The sequence below is a fragment of the Micromonospora sp. WMMC241 genome (assembly GCF_027460165.1).
Classification (GTDB): Bacteria; Actinomycetota; Actinomycetes; order Mycobacteriales; family Micromonosporaceae; genus Micromonospora; species Micromonospora humi.
Map to the genome: position 1 here is coordinate 2,765,084 of NZ_JAPZBF010000001.1, position 19,865 is coordinate 2,784,948.

The 19,865-nt window shown below is 75.6% G+C and carries 24 protein-coding genes; 9 read left to right on the forward strand and 15 right to left on the reverse strand.

Annotated elements, in window-relative coordinates; translation table 11 throughout:
- Positions 1–26 precede the first annotated feature (26 nt).
- The 8 genes from O7598_RS12800 to O7598_RS12835 form a co-directional block, all read right to left on the reverse strand.
- On the reverse strand, positions 27–191 hold the full coding sequence (locus O7598_RS12800) for a hypothetical protein (protein WP_269691550.1): 165 nt from the start codon (positions 189–191) through the stop codon (positions 27–29).
- Positions 188–406 (reverse strand): helix-turn-helix domain-containing protein, encoded by a 219-nt coding sequence (locus O7598_RS12805; RefSeq protein ID WP_269691551.1) that lies wholly within the window; start codon positions 404–406, stop codon positions 188–190. The genes O7598_RS12800 and O7598_RS12805 overlap by 4 nt, the downstream gene beginning before the upstream one ends.
- Positions 406–885 carry a DUF2975 domain-containing protein gene (locus O7598_RS12810; RefSeq protein ID WP_269691552.1) on the reverse strand — a complete coding sequence of 160 codons (480 nt, stop codon included), beginning with the start codon at positions 883–885 and terminating at the stop codon, positions 406–408. Before O7598_RS12810 ends, O7598_RS12805 begins: the two co-directional genes overlap by 1 nt.
- Positions 886–931: 46 nt before the next feature.
- On the reverse strand, positions 932–1,837 hold the full coding sequence (locus O7598_RS12815) for a Gmad2 immunoglobulin-like domain-containing protein (protein WP_269691553.1): 906 nt from the start codon (positions 1,835–1,837) through the stop codon (positions 932–934).
- Positions 1,837–3,216, reverse strand: coding sequence for a sensor histidine kinase (locus O7598_RS12820; RefSeq protein ID WP_269691554.1), 1,380 nt, complete (start codon positions 3,214–3,216; stop codon positions 1,837–1,839). Before O7598_RS12820 ends, O7598_RS12815 begins: the two co-directional genes overlap by 1 nt.
- A 7-nt stretch (positions 3,217–3,223) precedes the next feature.
- Positions 3,224–3,904, reverse strand: a complete 681-nt coding sequence (locus O7598_RS12825) for a response regulator transcription factor (protein WP_269691555.1) — start codon at positions 3,902–3,904, stop codon at positions 3,224–3,226.
- Between the two features lie 87 nt (positions 3,905–3,991).
- Entirely contained in the window at positions 3,992–4,546 is a 555-nt protein-coding gene (locus O7598_RS12830) for an AMIN-like domain-containing (lipo)protein (RefSeq protein WP_269691557.1), read from the reverse strand.
- Between the two features lie 108 nt (positions 4,547–4,654).
- The gene (locus O7598_RS12835) at positions 4,655–5,890 is read right to left on the reverse strand and encodes an MFS transporter (protein ID WP_269691558.1); all 1,236 of its coding nucleotides are present in this window, start codon (positions 5,888–5,890) and stop codon (positions 4,655–4,657) included.
- Between the two features lie 70 nt (positions 5,891–5,960).
- Between O7598_RS12835 and O7598_RS12840 the strand changes: the two genes are divergently transcribed.
- Positions 5,961–6,956 carry an ArsR/SmtB family transcription factor gene (locus O7598_RS12840; RefSeq protein ID WP_269691559.1) on the forward strand — a complete coding sequence of 332 codons (996 nt, stop codon included), beginning with the start codon at positions 5,961–5,963 and terminating at the stop codon, positions 6,954–6,956.
- A gap of 75 nt (positions 6,957–7,031) precedes the next feature.
- Here O7598_RS12840 and O7598_RS12845 read toward each other — a convergent pair whose 3' ends face one another.
- Positions 7,032–7,625: an HD domain-containing protein gene (locus tag O7598_RS12845; RefSeq protein ID WP_269691560.1), complete on the reverse strand. Its 594-nt coding sequence runs from the start codon at positions 7,623–7,625 to the stop codon at positions 7,032–7,034.
- A gap of 139 nt (positions 7,626–7,764) precedes the next feature.
- On the opposite strand from O7598_RS12845, the gene O7598_RS12850 reads away from it, so the two are divergent.
- From O7598_RS12850 to O7598_RS12870, 5 genes are all read left to right on the forward strand, one after another.
- A complete protein-coding gene (locus O7598_RS12850) occupies positions 7,765–8,724 on the forward strand; it encodes a TolB family protein (protein ID WP_269691561.1) in 960 nt (319 codons plus the stop codon).
- 140 nt (positions 8,725–8,864) lie between these two features.
- Positions 8,865–9,641, forward strand: coding sequence for a class I SAM-dependent methyltransferase (locus O7598_RS12855; RefSeq protein ID WP_269691562.1), 777 nt, complete (start codon positions 8,865–8,867; stop codon positions 9,639–9,641).
- Between the two features lie 55 nt (positions 9,642–9,696).
- Positions 9,697–10,698, forward strand: a complete 1,002-nt coding sequence (locus tag O7598_RS12860; RefSeq protein WP_269691563.1) for a hypothetical protein — start codon at positions 9,697–9,699, stop codon at positions 10,696–10,698.
- A complete protein-coding gene (locus tag O7598_RS12865; RefSeq protein WP_269691564.1) occupies positions 10,695–11,348 on the forward strand; it encodes a hypothetical protein in 654 nt (217 codons plus the stop codon). Before O7598_RS12860 ends, O7598_RS12865 begins: the two co-directional genes overlap by 4 nt.
- Positions 11,349–11,369: 21 nt before the next feature.
- Complete coding sequence (locus O7598_RS12870) at positions 11,370–12,266, forward strand: inositol monophosphatase family protein (protein ID WP_269691565.1); 897 nt, start codon at positions 11,370–11,372, stop codon at positions 12,264–12,266.
- Here O7598_RS12870 and O7598_RS12875 read toward each other — a convergent pair.
- Positions 12,241–12,543 (reverse strand): hypothetical protein, encoded by a 303-nt coding sequence (locus tag O7598_RS12875; protein WP_269691566.1) that lies wholly within the window; start codon positions 12,541–12,543, stop codon positions 12,241–12,243. The genes O7598_RS12870 and O7598_RS12875 overlap by 26 nt on opposite strands.
- Before the next feature lie 61 nt (positions 12,544–12,604).
- Between O7598_RS12875 and O7598_RS12880 the strand changes: the two genes are divergently transcribed.
- Entirely contained in the window at positions 12,605–13,009 is a 405-nt protein-coding gene (locus O7598_RS12880; RefSeq protein WP_269691567.1) for a VOC family protein, read from the forward strand.
- Here O7598_RS12880 and O7598_RS12885 read toward each other — a convergent pair.
- Positions 13,000–13,779 carry an SDR family oxidoreductase gene (locus O7598_RS12885; RefSeq protein WP_269691568.1) on the reverse strand — a complete coding sequence of 260 codons (780 nt, stop codon included), beginning with the start codon at positions 13,777–13,779 and terminating at the stop codon, positions 13,000–13,002. The two genes, O7598_RS12880 and O7598_RS12885, sit on opposite strands and share 10 nt — an antisense overlap.
- 134 nt (positions 13,780–13,913) lie before the next feature.
- Here O7598_RS12885 and sigJ point away from each other — a divergent pair, with 134 nt between their 5' ends.
- Positions 13,914–14,792, forward strand: a complete 879-nt coding sequence (sigJ, locus tag O7598_RS12890) for an RNA polymerase sigma factor SigJ (RefSeq protein WP_269691570.1) — start codon at positions 13,914–13,916, stop codon at positions 14,790–14,792.
- 26 nt (positions 14,793–14,818) lie between these two features.
- Here the strand turns inward: sigJ and O7598_RS12895 are convergent, their stop codons facing one another.
- The 4 genes from O7598_RS12895 to O7598_RS12910 all read right to left on the reverse strand — a co-directional run bounded on the left by O7598_RS12895 (position 14,819) and on the right by O7598_RS12910 (position 17,915).
- Positions 14,819–15,712: a GNAT family N-acetyltransferase gene (locus O7598_RS12895; protein WP_269691571.1), complete on the reverse strand. Its 894-nt coding sequence runs from the start codon at positions 15,710–15,712 to the stop codon at positions 14,819–14,821.
- 102 nt (positions 15,713–15,814) lie between these two features.
- Entirely contained in the window at positions 15,815–16,447 is a 633-nt protein-coding gene (locus O7598_RS12900) for a methyltransferase domain-containing protein (protein WP_269691572.1), read from the reverse strand.
- Positions 16,448–16,563: 116 nt separating this feature from the next.
- Positions 16,564–17,244, reverse strand: a complete 681-nt coding sequence (locus tag O7598_RS12905) for a TIGR04282 family arsenosugar biosynthesis glycosyltransferase (protein WP_269691573.1) — start codon at positions 17,242–17,244, stop codon at positions 16,564–16,566.
- Positions 17,241–17,915 carry a glycosyltransferase family 2 protein gene (locus O7598_RS12910; RefSeq protein ID WP_269691574.1) on the reverse strand — a complete coding sequence of 225 codons (675 nt, stop codon included), beginning with the start codon at positions 17,913–17,915 and terminating at the stop codon, positions 17,241–17,243. Before O7598_RS12910 ends, O7598_RS12905 begins: the two co-directional genes overlap by 4 nt.
- A 145-nt stretch (positions 17,916–18,060) precedes the next feature.
- On the opposite strand from O7598_RS12910, the gene O7598_RS12915 reads away from it, so the two are divergent.
- Complete coding sequence (locus O7598_RS12915) at positions 18,061–19,479, forward strand: hypothetical protein (protein WP_269691575.1); 1,419 nt, start codon at positions 18,061–18,063, stop codon at positions 19,477–19,479.
- Positions 19,480–19,865: the final 386 nt, after the last annotated feature.

Genomic DNA, 19,865 nt, shown 5'->3' on the forward strand with positions numbered 1-19,865 from the left:
GGGCCGGCGTCGAGGGGGCGCCGGCCCTACCGGGAACGACGGGCGTGGCGCGCGACGACGGCGACCGCGCCGATGACGAGCAGACCGGAGAGGAGTTGGAGCCCGGGGGAGTCGTCGGCCTCCCCGTAGACCAGTCCGGCGACGCCGAGCGCGGCGGCGAGGACGACGACGGCAGCGAGCAGCGTTCTCATCGCTCCTCCCCGTCGTCGACCCACTCCAGCAGGTCGCCGGGCTGGCAGTCGAGCACCCGGCACATGGCCTCCAGGGTGCTGAAGCGGACGGCCTTGGCGCGCCCGTTCTTCAGCACGGCGACGTTGGCCGGGGTGAGCCCGACGCGCTCGGCGAACTCGCCGACGCTCATCTTTCGCTTGGCCAGCTCGACGTCGATGCGCACGACGATGGGCATCAGATCACCGCTTCCATGTCGGTGCGCAGCGTGGTGGCCTGCCGCAGCAGCGCACGCATCACGACCATCAGCAGCCCCAGCACGCTGACCCCGGTGCTGAGCAGGAAGAGCAGCAGCGGCAGGCCGGGGTCGTTCGCGTTGAACCCGACCCAGAGGAAGACGCCGACCAGGCTCACCCAGCCGGCGGCGATCGCCCAGACGATGCCGTCGACCCAGGCCAGGGACGCCTCGGTGAAGATCCGATCATGTTTGACCAGAGTGAGGAGTTGCCAGGTGCACACGATCACCACCTGCACGCAGAGCACCCAGAACACCGTGACCGCGGTGGCCGGCCACCGGAGGTACGCGTCGTCCGGGTTCTCCCGGGCCATGTGCGCGAACTGCCCGGGCAGCGACATCGTCTGGAACAGGACCAGGACGCCGAACAGGAGGACGAGGAAGGCGCGGAGTGCGGTCACCGCGCGCTCGGTAGTCAACATGTATCGACTATCGCTCGCAAGTTATCGAAAGTCAATCGATCCGCTGTTATCCGGTTGACGTCAGCGTGACCGGGACGCGCACCACGTCGACCCGGGAACCGTCGCGCGCCGACACCTGGAACACCTCCACCACGCCGGCTCCGGCCGCCGCACGCCGATAGCGGACCGCCATCCGGTACGCGCCCCGGCAGCCGGAGCCGCACGAGGCCGTGGTGAACCCGGTGCCGACCTCCCGGCCTGCCGCGTCCAGCACCCGCGCGCTCACGGTGGCCTCGAAGACGTCGGCGGTCCCGGTGACGGTGACCGGGCTGGCGACGCGGTCGCCGGTCACCGGGGCGGTCACCACGATCGGGGACAGCAGGTCGGCGTAGTCGTCCCGGCCGGTCGCCGCGCCGGCCGGGGCGAAGGCGACCCGCCGGACGGTGGGGAACTGGGTGAGCGTCCAGACCACCTGGGCCCGTCGCATCCGGACGACGACGGCCCCACCGGCGTCGAACCCCGGTGGCGGAACCAGTGTCGCGACGCCGCCGGCGATGCGGGTCACCTCCGCGCCGGCCGGCACCAGGGTGGTCAGGCCGTCGACGCGCTCCGCCGGGGACGGGCCGGCGGCCAGTTCGGCGAGCGCCAGGCGGGACGTGGCGACGGTGGCGGGAAGCGCGTGCCGGGTGGGCGCGAGCCGGCCGGCCCGGACGAACCAGAGCTGGACGTCCAGCGTCCCGTCCGGCCCGCCGGACACACGGAGGGTCGGCGTACCCGGACCGGCCGGTGGGCCGGGGTCGCGGGTCGCGGGCGGACCCGGCGCGGGCGCGCCCGTCGGCGCGGCGGTGGTGGCCGACGGGACGGCGGTGGCCGACGGGACAGCCGGCGCCGGCCCGAGGGCGCCGGTGCGCGGCGGGGCACAAGCGGCGGCGATGAGCAGCAGCGCGACGAGGGGTGGGATCAGTCGTCGCATCAGGTGTCCCCGGCGGCATCGAGCGGGAGGGTGAGACGGAACCGGGTGCCGTGACCCACCGCGCTGGTCACGTCGAGCCGGCCGCCGAGCAGCCGGGCGTTCTCCCGGGCGATGGCCAGCCCGAGCCCGCTGCCGGGTCCGGTGCGGGCCGGGTCGACCTTGTAGAAGCGCTCGAAGATGTGGGCCAGGTGCTCGGCGGGGATGCCCGGGCCGTGGTCGGCCACCTCGACCACCAACTCGGCGCCGGCGCGCCGGACCTCGACCCCGAGCCGGCCCCCGCCGTGGGTGATCCCGTTGTCCACCAGGTTGGTCAGGATCCGCTCCAGCCGGCGTGGATCGGTCACCACCGGCGGCGTGTCCACGGCCACCCCGACCCGGGCGCCCGGGTCGGCGGCGGTGATCCGCCGCAGCAGCGCCGCGACGTCCACCGGGCGGACCGCGAGCGCCTCCCGCCCCGCGTCCAGACGGGAGATCTCCAGCAGGTCCTCGACCAGTCGGCGCAGCCGGACCACGTCGGCCACGAGCAGCTCGGCCGCCCGCACCGCGCCGGCCGGGAGGGCGTCGATCTCGTCGGCCAGCAGCGAGGCCGCCGCCACCAGGGCGGTGACCGGGGTACGCAGCTCGTGCGCCACGTCGGCGGTGAACCGCCGCTCCCGGGCCTGGGCCCGGGACAGCGCCTCGATCTTGACTTCCAGCGCCTCGGCCATCTCGTTGAAGGCGACGGCCCAGTCGCTGAACTCGTCGCGGCCCCGCACCGGCAGCCGGGTGCGCAGCAGCCCTTCGGCAACTGCCCGGGCGGCCCGGCTGGCCCGGCCGACGGGTTCCAGGGTGCGGCGCGCGAGGGCGTGGCCCACGGCGGCGGCGACCAGCACCACCGCCGCCCAGCCCAGCACCGAGGCGGTACGGAGCTGGTCCAGCGCGTCGACGACGTCGTCCTCGACGGTCACCACGTACAGCTCGGCGGTGGATCCGGGGATGCGGCCCCCGACGACCAGCAGGTGGGGCCGGCCGGGGGTGCGCCGGAAGCCGAGCTGCCCGGCGGCGACGGTGGCCCGCAGGCCCGCCCCCGGCGTGGGCGCGTACCGGGGGTTGGAGGCCCGGGTCCCGCCGGCGACGAGCAGCACGTGCCGGCCCGCCTCCTCGAAGCTGGCCAGCAGGTCGGCGCGGCGGGCCTCGGTCAGCGGCAGGAACTGGGCGGCGACCACCAGTTGGTAGCGGGCGTCGGCGGCGGCGCGTTGCAGGGAGCCGTCGAACCGGGCCTGCCGCACCAGGAGGTAGGAGCCGGCGGCCGACATCCCGGCGGACAGGCCGGCGACCAGCACGAATGCGACGACCAACCGGCGCCGCAGCCGGCCGGGCGCGACAGTGCCGGCCGCCACGGCGCGCTCACCCCGTCGCCAGTTTGTAGCCGGCGCCGCGCACGGTGCGGATCAGGGCCGGCGCGTGGGGGTCGTCCTCCACCTTGGCGCGCAGGCGCTGCACCGCCACGTCGACCAGCCGGGAGTCGCCGAGGTGGTCGTACCCCCAGACCCGATGCAGCAGCAGCTCGCGGGTGAACACCTGGCCGGGACGCCGGGCCAACTCCAGCAGCAGCCGGAACTCGGTGGCCGTGAGGGTGAGCTCGCGCCCCCGGAGGCGGGCCTCGAAGCGCGCCGGGTCGATCTCCAGCGGACCGGCGGTCACGGTGGCCTCGGGCGGCGGCGCGACGGTCCGGCGGAGCACGGCGCGGACCCGGGCGACCAACTCCGGCAGGTCGAACGGTTTGCGGAGGTAGTCGTCGGCGCCGCACTCCAGACCGACCACCACGTCGATGGTGTCGGTGCGTGCGGTGAGCATGAGGATCGGCACCCGACTGGTGCGCCGGATCTCCCGGCACACCTCGAATCCGTCCAGGCGGGGAAGCATCACGTCGAGCACGATGAGGTCGGTCGGGCCAGCTCGCCAGACGGCGAGGGCGGCCGGGCCGTCGGCGGCGGTGGTCACCCGGAAACCGGCGCGGCGCAGGCCGAGAGCCGACACCTCCCGGATGGAGGCGTCGTCCTCGACGACCAGCACGCGGCCCTCCACAATCACCGAGGGTAGTCCCGCGGAACCCCGGGTGGCGTGGGTGGATCGGACGGTGCCGAGGGGCCGACCGGCCCCTCGGCACGTGGTTCACACCTGCCACTGGTGGGCGACGTCGATCACGATCCGGCTGTGCGTGCCGGGGCCGCCGAGCACGACGACGCGGAACGGCAGTTGGGCGCGGACCCCGACCGCGAAGGTGGTGTAGCCCTCGAAGCTGCCGCCGAAGACGACGTCGCGCGACGTGCGGGAACCCAGCACGGTCCCGGCGTGCTCACCGACGCGGTACGGCACGGTCGCGACGTGTCCGGCGTCGTACGCGGGCGCCCGCAGCGACACCGACAGCAGCGCCCCGCCGGCGGTGTAGGGGCTCAACGCGAGGCCCTGCCCCTCGGTGTACGTCTCGCCGTAGGCGACGGAGTAGCCGTTCACCGGCCCGGCGAACTCGAAGACGACCCGGTCCCAGCAGTCCTGCCGTTCGGTGGCGACGCCGACCAGCGGGGCGGCGCTCAGGGCGCCGCCCGACCTGGCCGTGCTGCCCCAGGTGATCCCGCAGTACGGCGCCGCCGCGCTCGCGCCGCTCACGCCGACGACCAGGCCGCCGAGCAGGACGACGAGCGCCAGCAGTGTTCTCCTCAGTCTCATGGTGACCTCCCGTGTGCCGGGACCCCCCTCCGGTGTCCCTGCCCCGACGGTCGACCGGCCCGGCAACAGCGCCTTCGCAGCGGCGTAACCGCCGGGTAACAGCCGGCGTCACCGGTCGTCCTCGCCGGTGACCCGCTGCCGGGCGCGGTAGAGCGGCAGCCAGGTCAGCGCGGCGCCGATCGCCCCGGCCCAGAGCGGGGCGCGTGGTCCGGCGTACTGGCCCAGCAGGCCGGCGAGCCCGGCGCCGACCGCGATGGCGCCGGTCAGCAGGAACCGGAACGTGGCGTTCATCCGGCCGAGCAGCCGGTCCGGGGTCACCCGCTGCCGCAGGCTCACCCCGATCACGTTGCCGATGCCGGTCCGCCACGCCAGGGCCAGCCAGCCGAGACCGGCCAACCACAGCCAGGGCCCCCGGTCGATCAGCGCCACCAGCGCGCCGGCCGGCGCGACCAGCAGCCCGGGCAGCCACAGCGTGCGCGCGACACCGATCCGGGCCGCCAGCGCGCGGGCGGTCACCGCGCCGAGCAGCGCACCGACCCCGCCGACGCCCAGGAAGAGGCCGAGCGCGCCGGCGCCCAGCCGCAGCTCACGCAGGAAGACCAGCGGCAGCATGGTGGTCATCAGGTTCACCGTGAGGTTGATACCGGCCAGGGAGACGGCCAGTGGACGCAGCACCCCCCGGCCCAGCACGTGCCGTACCCCCTCGCCCAGCTCCCGGCCGAAGCCGCCGGTCGGCCGCGTCCCCGTGGCGGGCACCGCGGGACGGACCCGGGTCAGGACCAGCGCGGCGAGCAGGTGGGTGACCGCGTTCAGGGCCAGCGCGAAGGGTGCGCCGAGCGCCTGCACGAACAGGCCGCCGAGCCCTCGACCGCCGATCTGGACGATGGCGTTGGTGGTCATCAGCAGCGAGTTCGCCGCGACCAGGCGCTCCCGGCCGATCAGCTCCGGCAGGACGCTCTGCGACGCCACGTCGCCGAAGACGGTGGCGACGCCGACGAGCAGCACCACCGCGTAGAGCTGGCCGAGCGTCAGTCCGCCCGCCCACCAGGCGAGCGGGACCGAGGCGTAGAGCGCGGCGCAGGCCAGGCCGGCGGTCACCAGCACGGTGCGTCGGGGGGTCCGGTCCACCCACACCCCGGCGGGCAGGCCGATCAGCAGGAACGCGGCGGTGCTCAGCACCGCGAGCAGGCCGACCTGACCGGGCGTGGCCGCCAGCACCGACACGGCCAGCACCGGTACGGCGAGCTGCCCCACCTGGAAGCCGATGCCCTCGACGAGGTTGGCCGTGTAGACCTGGCGGAACGCGCGGGGCCAGCGGGCGGGTGGGGCGGTGGTGGCGGTCATGCCGGGAGCCTGTCCCGTGCCACCGGCGACGGTCGATAAGTTTGAGCCTGGTCGAATCCGGGAGGCGTCGGTGCTGCGGGTCGCGTTGGGAGTGCGGGATCTCGCCGGGGTGCGCTTCGCGATCTCGCCGCTCTGGGAGGTGGTCGCGAGCGTCCGGGCGCTGCGGCTGCCCGAGTTCTTCCCCGCCCACCAGCTCTGGCGCGACCAGGTCGCGCCGCGACTGGCCGGGGTGGACTGGCGCCTGCTCGCCGACCTGGTGCCGGAGCCGACCGTGGTGATCCCGGGCTTCGTCTGCCCGGCGCCGCCGGCCGCGCTGCCGGCGCTGAAGACGGAACTGGCCGCGCTCGTGGCCACCCCGCCGGACGTGGTCCGCGCCGGCCTGGCCGAACTGCCGGGGACCCGCTCGCCCCGGCTGGCCGCCTTCCACGCCGACCCGACGGCCGGGCTGGCCCGCCTCGCGTCGGTGATCGCCGACTACGCCGCGGTGGCGATCGCGCCGTACTGGCCGCGCATGCGATCCCTGCTGGAGCGGGAGATCATGGTGGCGGCCGGGCGGATGGCGACCGACGGGCTGCGCGGCCTGCTCGACGGGATCGACAGGTACGTGTCCTGGGACGACGGCACGCTGCGCGTCGATCACCTGACCCGCGCCGGCGCGGTCGACCTCGGCGGGCGCGGTCTGGTGCTGGTCCCGTCCGTGTTCGCCGGGGCGCGGGTCTGGTCCAACCTGACCGAGCGGCCGACTCAGCCGCTGCTGCGTTACCCGGCCGGGGCCCTCGGCACGCTCTGGGAGCGCAGCGCCGCCCCGCCGAGCGCGGCGCTCGCCCGCGTGCTCGGCCGGACCCGCGCCACCCTGCTGCACGAGTTGGCGGTGCCGGCCTCCACCACGGAACTGGCCGGGCGCTGCGGGTTGAGCGCCGGCACGATCTCCCACCATCTCACCGCGCTGCGCGACGCCGGTCTGGTCGGCACCCACCGGGCAGGGCGCTACCTCCTGTACGCGCGGACCGGCCCGTCGGAGGCGCTGATCGACGCCGCCGGCTCACCAGGCTCACGCGGACCGTGATACGTACCGTCAGGTGGTTGAAAGGGGGCCCCTCCTCTACCGAATCCGTTAAGAGGGGGCCCCTCCTTACGATGCTCAGCCGTACACCGGATGCTCGGCCTGGAAGGCCAGCCGGTGGTCCGCGCCGGCGGCCAGCTCGGCGAGCACGTCGTCGAGGTCCAGGAACGTCTGCCACGGCTCCTGCCCGGTGATGCCGGCGAGGCGGTCCACCACGAGCTGCTCCAGGTCGGTGACCCGGCGGCCCTTCCAGACCTTGTCGGCGAGGCTGACCAGCAGGTCCTCCAGTTGCACGCCGGGGGAGTGCCAGTCGGCGTGGGTGGCGGCGAAGCGGGCCCGCTCCTCGGGCACACCGAAGCGCAGCAGCAGCTGGAAGCCGGCCTCCTCGTGCGCCGAACCGGGGCCGGTCAGCTCGGCCGGGTGCTCGACCTTGCCGATGTCGTGCACGGCCGCGCCGAACAGCACCGCCTGCCGGTCGAACGGCACCGCGGCGAAGCGGTCGGCGAACGCGGCGGTGAGGTGCCACGCCACGTCGTGCACCAGCCGCAGGTGGGCGCCGAGCCGGGGCGGCGCGGCGAGGGCGTCCAGCAGCTCGACCGCCACGCCGGGCAGCGGCAGCAGCGGCGGGTCACCCGGGTCGGTCAGGGCGTGGCGCAACGCGTCGGAGGTCACCGGGGCGAGGGTACCGGCCGTCCCGGCCGGTCACCCCCTGTCCTGGCCGAGTGGCCGACGGTGAACGGTCCGCTCACCCGATCCCCCGACCAACGTCCGATCAGGAGGGTGGTGCCGACGTCTATCACGGGGAGACCGCATGACCGCACTGAATCGTCGTACCCTCCTGCGCGCCGCCACCCTGACCGGCGCCGCCGCCGCGACCGGCCTGGCCGGTGGCCTCGTCGCCGCCGCGCCGGCCTCGGCCGCCGAGGTCGTCAACGGGTCGTGGCTGGTGAGCGTGGGCTGGGGTGTGCTCCAGATCGACCCGGGCCACACCACGCCACGGTCGTTGCTGCCGGACGGGGACCACGCCAAGGCCTCGCCGGACGGCCGGTACGTGGCCTGGGTAAACGACGCCTGGTCGGGTGACGGCACGCTGCTGCCCTACGTGGCGGTGCACGACCGCGTCACCGGCGCGAAGCGCACGCTGCTCGCCGACCCGCCCGGCGTGCTCTACGGCGCGCCCACCTGGTCGCCGGACGGCCGGGAGATCGCCCTGGTGACGGGGAAGCAGCGGGACACGCTGATCGCGGTCGACGTGGCGACCGGCGGGACCCGGGTACTGGCCCAGGGCCACACCATGGGTTCGCCGGACTGGTCCCGGGACGGCTCGATGATCGTCATGCACTGGCTCAGTCGCTCGGAGGGCCTGCAACTGCGCGTGCTGGAACTGGCGACCGGCACGGTGCGGCGGCTCTACGCCCCCCTGGTCGGGGAGCGCTTCAGCGGGCCGGTGTTCACGCCCGACTCCCAGCGCGTCGTCTTCTGCACCACCCGGTGGTATCCGGACCGGGACACCTACAACCAGTCGCTGGCGTCGGTGCGGATCGGCGGCGACGGCCTGAAGAAGCTCACCGACGAACCGCAGTTCTACCTGTCGCCGGTGTTCTCCCCGGACGGCCGCTACTGCGCCGCGCTGTCCATCCCACCGGCCAACCAGGAATACCCCGACGGTGGCAACATCACGGTCTTCACCAGGGGCTTCGACGCGCAGTGGTGGATCGCCGGCGACGAGTACGACGACAGCACCCGGCTGGACTGGACGCGGGCGATCTGACGCGTCCGCACCGACGCGGCGGCCGGCTGACGGCCGCCGCGTCGGCGTCTGCGGTGTGGATGTCCACGCGGTCGGGCGCGCGCGGTGCGAGGCTGGGGGTGGACGCCGCCGACGGGGCCGGCGACCGCCGGGGAGGTGCGATGGTCGAGCCGCCGACCGGGGCCTCGGCGCACCGCGCGCAGGCCCACGGCCGGCACGCCAACCACCACAGCTACCACGACGGAGCGCAGGTCGACGGGTACGTCGACGACCCGTACCACCGGGTGCGCCGGGCCGTCGCGGCCCGGCTGGTGGCCGAGGGGGTGACCGGCGGCGGCCCGGTTCTCGAACTGGGGTGCGGGTCGCGCGGCATGCTCGACCCGGTCGCGCTGCCCGGGCCGCTGGTGCTGGCCGACGTGGCCGAGGCCGCGCTGGGCACCGCCCGGCGGGCGGCCGGCGGCCGGGCGCTGCCGGTCTGCCTGGACGCCACCCGAGGGCTGCCGTTCCGGGCAGGCAGCTTCGCCGGTCTGCTCGCCGGCGAGCTGATCGAACACGTCTACGACCCGCTGGCGTTGCTGCGCGAGTGCCACCGGGTGCTCGCCCCGGACGGCCTGCTGGTGCTCACCACCCCCAACCTGGCGCCGGTGCAGGACCGGCTGGCGTTCCTCGCCGGGCGGGCGCCGCGCCAGGTCGACCCGCTGCACCCCTACCTGTGGCTGCACATCCGACCGTTCACCGCGTCGCTGCTGCGGCGCACCCTGCGCCGGGCCGGGTTCGCCCCGCTGGTGATCCGTTCCAACGAGGTCGGATGGCGGCTGCCGGGTGGACGATGGGTCACGTCGCGGTGGCTGGCCCGGGCCGCGCCAGGGCTCGGCGGGTCGCTGATCTGTGCCGCCCGGCGGTGCGGCGCACCGCCACCGCCCCGGAACAGGGCGTGATCGCGACATTGACAAAGGGCTATCATGGAGGCTCCGTCGTCGACCGGGGGTTGTCATGGCGCGCCTGATCGGCTGGGTCGTCACCAATCTCGACGCGTTCATCGGTCTGGTGCTGGCCGTCACGGTCGCGGTCCTGGGCCTGACCAACACGGTCAGCCAGGACGTGGTCAACAGCGCCATCCTGCTGGTCCTCGGCCTGCTCGCGCAGGCGGTGCTGCGCGACCGGCTGCGCCGCCGCACCGCCGAGCAGGAGGTCCGCCAGGTCATCGTGGACACCCGGGAGCGACTCACCGACCTGGTGCCGCCGATGCGCGAGCTGACCGGCCCGGAGGGTGCGCTGAGCCGGGCCCGGGAGGCGATCCACAGCTCCTCGATGGTGCGGGTGCTGCACGGCAGCGAGGTCGGCCAGGCGCTGGCCGAGGCGCGTCAGCACACCGACCGGTGGGACTTCAAGGGCGGCACCGGCACCTACCTGCGCGCGGTCACGCTGCCCGAGTGCCTCAAGCTGGCCCGCCGCCGCAACGCCACGCTCACCGTCGCCGTCGAGATCATCGACCCGACCGACGAGGAGGTCTGCGAGCGTTACGCGCGTTTCCGGCGCAGCCTGGAGTCGGACGAGCCGACCGAGCCGTGGACGGTCGACCGCACCCGCAAGGAGTCGTACGCGACGGTGCTCGCCGCCTGCTGGTACGCGCAGCGCTCCGGCCTGCTCACGGTCGACCTGCGGCTCACCGCGCAGATGACCACGTTCCGCTACGACCTCTCCTCCTCCTGCGTGGTCATCACCCAGGAGAACCCGCAGACCCCGGCGCTGCGCATCGACCGCGGCGAGGTCTACTACAACCGGTTCACCATCGAGCTGGACTACAGCCGCCGGCAGAGCCGGCGGGTGCCGGTCGAGTCCGCCGGTCAGGTCCGGCTCGACGACGAGCCGTCGGTCGAGCAGGTGCGCCGGCTGTTCACCGCGCTCGGCCTGGCCCTGCCCCGGTCCTTCGGCGACCGGGAGGTCGCCGACGTCGTGCGCAAGGCCCTCCAGGCGAGGAACCCCTACACATGACGAGCTACGCCGACCTGGAACGGGAGATCGACCGGGGCACCCGGCCGGAGCTGCTGCGCGACTGGGTGCTCGGCGTGCTCGGCGACGTCGCCGACGGGCGGCGGCCGCTGCGGGCGGTCCGGCACCCGCTCGGCTTCACCTGCCTGCCGGTGGAACGCGACGGCCCGGACGGGATCTGCGTGCACGCCTGGCCGGCCGAACCGCCGCCGGTGCGCCCGAGCACCTCGGCCATGCACTCGCACAGCTGGGACCTGCTCAGCCACGTGCTGCACGGCACGGTCCGCAACGAGCTGATCGACGTCACCGACACGCCCGCCGACCCGTCCTGGCGGGTCTACCAGGTGCACAGCCTCGGCGAGGTCGACGAGGTGGCCGCCACCGACCGGCTGGTCACCGCGACGACCGCGACCGTGGAGACGCACTCCGCCGGCGACTCGTACGCGCTGCGCGCCGGCGGCTTCCACACCTCGGAGGTGACCGCCGGTGCGCCCGCGGTCACCGTGGCGCTCGGCCGGACCACCCCCGGCGCGTGCGACCTGAGCCTCGGCGCGGTGGACGGACGCAGCCACCGGGTACGCCGGGACCGCTGCGACGCGGCGGAGACCGCGCGGATGGCGCGACAGATCGCGCGACTGGTGGCACGGGGCTGACTGGCTGGAGGAGCCGTGGACGTGGAGCCGAACAGAGACGGGCCCGACCTGCGCGACGCGCACCGGTTCGCGGTGCAGGCGGCCCGGGCGGCCGGCCGCCTGCTGCGCCACGGCATCCGGGGCGACGTGCACGCCCGGGCCAAGAACGACTCCGGTGACCTGGTCACCGACCTCGACCTGGCCGCCGAGCGGCTGATCGTCGGCCGGATCCGGGCCCGCTGGCCGGAGCACGGCGTGATCGCCGAGGAGGGCGGGGAATACGCGCCGGACACCACCTGGGCGTGGCTGGTGGACCCGCTCGACGGCACCAACAACGTGGCGATCGGCCTTCCCGCGTACGTGGTCGGCATCGCGCTGTGCGAGCGCGGCTCCCCGGTGCTCGGCGTGGTGCACGACCCGGTCGCCGGCCGGACCTGGTCCGCGGTGCGCGGCCAGGGGGCCTTCGTGCACGGCTCCGACCCGGTGGGGCGCCGGCTGCGCGCCGCACACCGGCCGGTGCCGGCCGCGCCGGTGCTGGCCTGGACCCAGGGCCACGGGGTACGCCGCGACGACAGCACCGCCCGGGCGTTGAAGGTCGTCCTCGACTCCACCGCTCGCCGGGTGCTGCAACTGTGGGCGCCGCTGCTGGCCTGGGTGATGTTGGCCCGCGGCGACATCGACGGGATCGTCGGCTACCACCCCGAGGCGGTCGACCTGCCGGCCGGGATGCTGCTGGCCGCCGAGGCCGGGATGGCCGTGCGCGCGCTCGACGGCGGCACGTTCGACGACCGCTACGGCGTCCCGGCGGACCGGCGCAGCTTCGTGGCCGGCCCGCCGGAGACGATCGACCGGCTGGTCAAGCTGGTCACCGCGGCACAGTGGATCGAACCGCAGGTGCGCCGGCTGACCCCGGTCAGTCTGGGCTCGGTCGGGTGGTGAGCTGACCGGCGGCCGTGGCCCAGCAGTGCGCGCCCCGGAACCGCACGCCGGGTAGGTCCGTGAGCAGGCGCTCCGGGTCGACCAGGCCGGCCAGCGCCAGCGGCAGGTCCGCCGCCACTTCGGCGGTGGCCTCCTCGATGGTGTCCGGCTCGTTCGTCCAGTCGATGTCCGCCTCGCGCAGCCGCCGCCGGGCGAGCGCCGTCACCGCGCCCGGATCGTCGACCACGACGTCGATTCGACAGTGGACCTGCACCACGAGCGGCACGCTGCTGCACACGTCGGGCAGGTTCCCATCCGGCGCGGCCGGCACGCCACCGAGATCCGGTAGCGTCGCGTCGGTGGCCGCCAGACAGCTGAAGATCGGGCTCCGGGTCCGCGACCTGGACCGCTCCCAACGGCTCTACCTCCGGCTCGGCTTCAGGCAGATCCCGCAACCCGACCAGGCCCACCTGCGCTACCTGACCTTCGGTCACACCTGGCTGATCCTGTCCGACCTGCACCGGCACGGGCACCACAACGCCGAACGGGAACGCGCCACCAGGGAGGGTCCGCCCGGGCTCGGCGTCGTGATCACCGTGCCCACGCCCGACCTGGACGCCACCCACGCGTTGTGGCGCGCCGAAGGGCTGCCGGTGACGCTGGAACCGGAGGACGTGGGCTGGGCTCGCATCTTCTACGGCCTCGACCCGGATGGCTACGAGGTCATGTTCGAGCAGTTCCACAGGCCGGCCGGTCAGGGCTGACCGACGCCGCTCCGGAGCCGGTCGGCCAGGAAGTCGTCCCAGGTCCGTACGCCGCGGGTCGCGCCCGGGCGGGCCAGGTTCGCCCCCTCCCGGTACGCCCGCCCGGCCTTGCCGGGAAGTCGCACCGGCAGCCGCAACCGGCGTCGTCCGGTGGCGGCCAGGTAGCCGGCCAGCAGTTCGTCGAGGCCGAGCGTGGCCGGGCCGGCCAGGTCGGGCGCCAACCCGGCCGGTGGGCCGAGCGTCAGGTCCACCAGCCGCGCGGCCACCTCGGCGGCGTCGACCGGTTGCAGGCGCAGGCCAACGGGGACCGGCGCCACCGGCAGTTTCGTCATCGCCGTCAGCATCCTCAGCACCAGGTCGTGGACCTGCGCGGCCCGCAGCACCGTCCACGGCAGGCCCGCGTCGGCGACCGCCCGCTCGGCGTCGAGCTTGGACCGCAGCCAGGCCAGCGGCACCCGGTCGGCGCCGGTCACGGAGACGTGCACCAGGTGCGTCACCTCGGCCCGCCGCGCGGCGCGGACCAGGTTGGCGGCGGCCCGGTCGTCGCCCTTCGCGCCGCCGGCCAGGTGCAGCACGGTGGCCGCGCCGCGCAGCGCCGGTGTCAGGTCGGTGTCGGTGAGCAGGTCGGCGGTCACGTGGGTGACCCCGTCGCCGGGCGGCCCGCCGCGCCGGCTCAGCACGCGGACCGGGTGCCCGGCGGCGCGCAGCAGCGGTACGACGTGCCGGCCGAGTGTGCCGGTGCCGCCGGTGACCAGGATGGGTGCGTTCATCTCGTCCTCCAGGTTCGATTGCGGTGACCGGTCGACCCGGGGGAGCGGTCCGGTGTGACCGATGTGATCGGTGTCACCTGCGGTCACATGGCCGGCCGGCCACGGGTCGGGACGGTGGGGGAAGGGAGGCGCTCATGGACGGCGACACCTGGCTGGCGGAGCGGTTCGAACGGGAACGGCCGCGCCTGCGCGCGGTGGCCTACCGGCTGCTCGGCTCGCTGAGCGAGGCCGAGGACGCCGTGCAGGAGACGTGGCTGCGGCTGGCCCGCGCCGACGCAGACGCGGTCGACAACCTGGACGCGTGGCTGACCACGGTGGTGGCCCGGGTCAGCCTGAACATGCTGCGGTCGCGCGCCGCCCGCCGGGAGGACCCGCTGGAGGTACGCCTGCCCGACCCGGTGGTCGAGTCGCCGCAGCCGGACGCCGACCCGGCGCACGCCGCGGTGCTCGCCGACTCGGTGGGGCTGGCGCTGCTGGTGGTGCTGGACACGCTGAACCCGACCGAGCGACTCGCGTTCGTGCTGCACGACATGTTCAGGGTGCCGTTCGACGAGATCGGCCCGCTGGTCGACCGCTCGCCGGCGGCGGCACGGCAACTGGCCAGCCGGGCCCGCCGCCGGGTACGCGGCCAGGCGCCCACGCCGGACCCGGACCTGGCCCGCCAGCGGGCGATGGTGGACGCGTTCCTGGCCGCCGCCCGCGAGGGCGACTTCGACGCGCTGATCGCGGTGCTGCACCCGGACGTGGTGCTCCGCTCCGACGGCGGGACCGCCCGGGCCCGGCACACGACCGTGCTGACCGGCGCGCCGGAGGTCGCCGCGCAGGCCACCACGTTCGGTCGACTCTTCCCGTACGCCCGGCCGGTGCTGGTCAACGGCGCCGCCGGGGTGCTGGTGAGCGCCGGCGGCCGGCCGCTGTCGGTGATGGCGTTCACGGTCACCGGCGGTCTGGTCGTCGCCGTCGACGTGATCGCCGACCCACGTCGGCTGGCCGCGCTCGGCCTCGACGGCTGAGCCCTACCCGGCGTGGGCGGCCCGCCTCAGCGGACGACGACGAGGTTGGCCATGTCCACCACCGGCCGGAAGCCGAGTCGGGCGTAGAGCCGGTTCGACGTCGGGTTCGCCTGGTCGGTGAAGAGGCACACCCGCGCGCCCTCGGCCCGCAGCAGCCGGCTCACCTCGGCGACCGCGCTGCCGGCCCAGCCCCGGCCGCGCTGCTCCGGTGGCGTGTAGACCGGTCCCACCCGGGCCACGCCGAACGCCGGCGGGTTCGCGGCGGTGAGGTGCACCGGCCGGCCCGCCGCGTCGGTCCAGAACCAGATCCGGCCGCCCCGGATCCGGCGGAGTATCTCGTCCCGGTCGGGCGTCTCGTGGGCGCTGGCGCCGCGCGGGCGGCCCGCCTGCTCGTCGGCGTCGGCCATGAACGCGCCGAACCAGGCGGTGACCAGCTCGACGTCGTCCTCGCCGGCGACCGCCAGCGCGCCGGGCACCGGCGCGGGCGGGACCAGCGCGTCGAGCTCGTGCAGGCGGGTGTGCTGGGCGACCTCCACCCGCCCGCCGCACAGGCGTGCCACCTCGTCGGCACAGTCGCGGGCCGCGGGCAGCGCGCCGTTGACCGCCGACACCTGCTCGCCGCGTTCGTGCCAGGTCCGCGCCAGCGCGACCGCCGCCTCCGCCGGCATCGGCAGCAGGAACGGCGGGCGCGGCGGGAACGGCGCGGCCCGCATCCCCGCGCCGACCACCGCGCCGGAACCGTCCCGGACCACCAGCCACCAGTCGTCCGGCGGCAGCCCGAGCCCCTCGGCCCGGCGGGCGGCCATCCGGTACGCGACGGAGGCGACCACGGTGTTGACCACCGGATCGGCGGCCAGGTGGTCGCCGGCGGCGTCGAGGAACTCGCCCGGGTCGGCGTGGAAGTGCAGGGTGGTGGCCATGCCGGCACGGTAGTCGGCGTGCGAGGCTCCGCCGTAGCGGATTTCCCGCCCGGCTGCCGGTTCCCGCTCGGCCGCCAGTTCCGCCCGGCCGGCGGCGCCGGCTCAGTCGCTGACCAGCTCCGCGAACCAGCGGCCCCCGGCCGGGCGCAGGTCCCGCACCACCAGCCCGGCCGCGGCGGCCGGCGCGTGCACCGACCGGGTGTCCAGCCGTGCCCAGCCGAAGCTGGGTCCCCGCCGCCGGCCGGACACCACGTGCGCCTGGCCCCGCCAGGCGCCGCTGCCCGGCGGGTCCAGCTCGACGAGCACGGTGCCGTCCGGGCGGAGCAGCGCCCGACACCGGCGCAGCAGCCGTTCCGGGTCTCCGCCGATGCCGACGTTGCCGTCCAGCAGCACCACGTGCCGCCACCGCCCCTCGGCGGGCAGCGGCGCGAACAGGTCGGCACGCACCGCGACCGCGCCCCGCGCCCGGGTCAACGCCACCGCCCGTGGACACACGTCGACCCCGACGGTGGTGACGCCGGCCCGGGTCAGCGCCGCGGCGAGTCGGCCCGGCCCGCATCCCAGGTCCAGCGTCGGCCCGTGGCACCGGCCCACCACCGCGGCGGTCGCCGGCTCCGCCGGACCGTGCCACCGCTCCACCGGCAACCGGCGGCGCACCCCGTCGGCCTGCACCAGCCAGTGCGCGCCGGCCCGCCGCCGCAGCGCCGCCCCGAACCCGTCCCCACCGGCCCGCACCTCCGGCTCGCTCCTCGCGCTCGCGGTGCCGGCTTCGGCTCGCGACTGCGGGGCTCGCAAGCCCGGCTCGCTCCTCGCGCTCGCGGTGCCGGCCTCGGCTCGCGACTGCCGGGCTCTCACGGGTGCCCCACCAGGGTGGGGCGCAGCGCGGCGACCTCGCGGGCGAAGCGGCCGGCGGGCGCGTCCCGGGCCACCGCCCGCGCGTCCGCCCAGTCGTCCACGTCGCGCAGCGTCGGCAGCGCGGCCACCCGCAGGCCGGCCGCGACCAGCGCCGCGTAGGTGAGCCGCCCGGTGTCGGCGGTGGACATCGGCACGCCGCGCAGCGCCGCCGCCCACCGGGGGTCGCGCAGGCCCAGACCCCACCAGCCGCCGTCCGCGGCCGGGCCGAGCACCGCGTCGACGCCGGGGGTCGACAACCGGCGTACGGCGTCGGCGAGCCGCGCCGCCGTCAGCTGCGGGGTGTCCATGCCGATCTGCACCACCGGCCGACCCGGGTACGCCTCGGCCACGTCGGCGTGGGCGTGCGCGAGCCGGTCGGCCAGTCCGTCGCCGCGCTGCGGCAGCACCGGCCACCCGGCGACCGCGGCGGCCAGCCCTGCGCCGTCCTCGGCGTCGGCGAGGCGCCCGGCCAGCGCCAGCACCGGCCGGACGCCCCCGGTGGCGGCGACCGCGTCCACCGTGTCGCGCAGCGCGGCGGCGGCGATCCGGGCCGCCTGCGCCGGAGTGGCCGGGGGACAGAGCCGGGTCTTCACCGCTCCGGGCACCGGCGCCTTCGCCACCACCAGCAGGACGGTCACCGGGGGCCGTCCACGCTGCGCAGCACCGTCAGGAAGTCCCGGGTGGCGCGGACCGTGCCGCGGACCGAGCCGGACACCTTGGACTTCGTGCCGGCGGCGCGCGGGGCGTACCGGACGTCGTGCTCGTGGATCCGCCAGCCGGCCGCCGCGGCGCGGATCATCAGCTCCAGCGGATAGCCGAAGGCCCGGTCGGTGACGCCGAGCGCGAGCAGTTCCGCGCGCCGGGCGACCCGGATCGGGCTGAGGTCGCGCAACGGCACACCGCGCTGCCGCAGCAACGCGGCGACCAGCGCGGTGCCGGCCCGCGCGTGCCACGGCCAGGCGCCGGTGGACACCGGCCGGCGGCGGCCCACCGCCAGGTCGGCCGTGCCCGCCGCGACCGGGGCGACGAGCGCCGGCAGCTCGCCGGGGTCGAACGAGCCGTCCGCGTCCAGCACGCAGACCAGCTCGGTCTCGGCGGCCTCCAGCCCGGTGTGCACCGCGGCGCCGTAACCGCGGCGGGGTTCGCGTACCACCCGCGCGCCGTGCCGGGCGGCCACCTCGGGCGAGCCGTCCCGCGAGCCGTTGTCCACCACGATCGCCCGGTAGCCGGGAGGCAGCGCGCCCAGCACCCCGGGCAGCGCGGCGGCCTCGTCCAGGCACGGCAGCACCACGTCGATCTGTGTCCGCATGCCGCCGACGCTAGGCCGGCAGCCGCCCCGACGAGCCCCGATCGTGCTTACGGAACCCTTACCGAGCAGGCATTTCTTACCGTCCCGTGACGGGCCGGCGATTGTCGACCCGGCCGGCGCCGGCGGGCCGTACCGTCCGGTCGTCATGAGATCCGCACCCACGCTGCGCCGCACCCCCACCGCGGGCCGGGCCGGGCCCCCACGCCGGGGCGACCTGGTCGCGGTCGCCGTCGAGGCGGCGCTGCTCGCCGCCGCCGTCGTGGTCGGGCTGGTGCTCAACCGACGCGGCGTCGGCCTGCACGCCGACGCGGCGCCGCTCTACGCCACCTGGCGACCGCACGTCGGCTGGGGTACCCCGCTCGCGGTGGCCGTCGCGCTGGTCGTGCTCGGGCCGGGGCTGCGCTGGTCGCGGACCGCGCGGTGGGGGCCGCTGCTGACCGCCGGCTGGCTGGCCGCGGTGGCCTGGACGCTGGCGCTGGCCCTGATCGACGGCTGGTCCGCCGGGCTGACCCGGCGGCTGATCCCGCAGGCGGAGTACCTGCACGAGGTGCCCGGGGTGATCGACATCCCGGCCATGCTGGCCGGCTTCACCGGGCGCATCCTGGACTTCCAGCCCGACTCGTGGTCCACCCACACCGCCGGGCACCCGCCGGGCGCGCTGCTGGTCTTCGTCTGGCTGGACCGGGTCGGGCTCGGTGGTGGCACCGCCGCCGCGCTCTGCTGCGTGCTGGTCGGGGCGACCGCCGTGGTCTCCGTACCGGTCACCCTGCGCGCGCTCGGCGCCCCCGACGTTGCCCGGGCGGTGCTGCCGTTCCTGGTGCTGCTGCCCGGCGCGGTGTGGCTGGGCGCCTCCGCCGACGCGGTGTTCACCGGCGTGGTGGCCGCCGGGTTGGCGCTGCTGGCGGTACGCGGGCCACGGGCCGCGCTGGCAGGCGGGCTGCTGCTCGGGTTCGCCCTGCACCTGTCCTACGGGTTCGTGCTGGTCGGGGCGCTGGCGGTGACCGTGCTGGCGCTGCGGCCCGACCGCCGCCGGGCCGCCCTGCTCGCCGCGACCGCCGGCGTCGCCACCGTCACGGGAGTCTTCGTGCTGGCCGGCTTCCGCTGGTGGGAGGGGTACGACCAGGTCGTCGAGCGCTACTACCAGGGCTGGGCGGCGGACCGCCCGTACGCCTACTGGGTGTGGGCGAACCTGGCCGCGCTGCTGCTCTCGGCCGGGCCGGTGCTCGGCCCGGCGCTACGCCGCACCGCCGTCGCCGCCCGCGCCACCTGGCGTGCCGTCGACGCGTCGTCGTCCGTCGGTGGGTCGGCCGCGTGGGTCGTCCGGGCGCGGCGGGTCGTCGGACTCGGGCCGGCGGTGCTGCTACCGGCCGCCGCCGCGCTGGTGGTGACCGCCGCCGACCTGTCCGGGATGAGCAAGGCCGAGGTGGAGCGGATCTGGCTGCCGTTCGTGGTCTGGCTGCTGGTCGCCGCCGCGCACCTGCCCCCGCCGACCCGCCGCCGCTGGCTCGCCGCCCAGGCCCTGACCGCCCTGCTCGTCAACCACCTGCTCCGCACCGTCTCCTGACCCACCCCACCCCCGCCGAACACCCACGGACCCCCCGTCGGGCCTGCCCCGCCCCCCGGCCCTCCAGACACCCATCGCGTTCCACCCACCACGCCGCTTGGGCGTGACTGGAACGCCGTGGGTGTCTCAGGCCCTCCCAGACACCCATCGCGTTCCACCCGAGCGCGCGGGGCGCTCTCCGGCCCGCAAGCGCTCTGGACACGGCGCTCACCGGACTGGCCGTGGCTCGCCGATCTTGGAGTTGTGGCGCCCAGGATGTCGGATCAGACCCATATCAGAGGTGCCACAACTCCAAGATCGACGATGCGGTCAGGTCGGGAGTGTCGGGCGCAGGGTTGCGGGTTCGCAGTGTGAGAGAGCGCTTCCGGTGGGTGAGATGGTGCGAG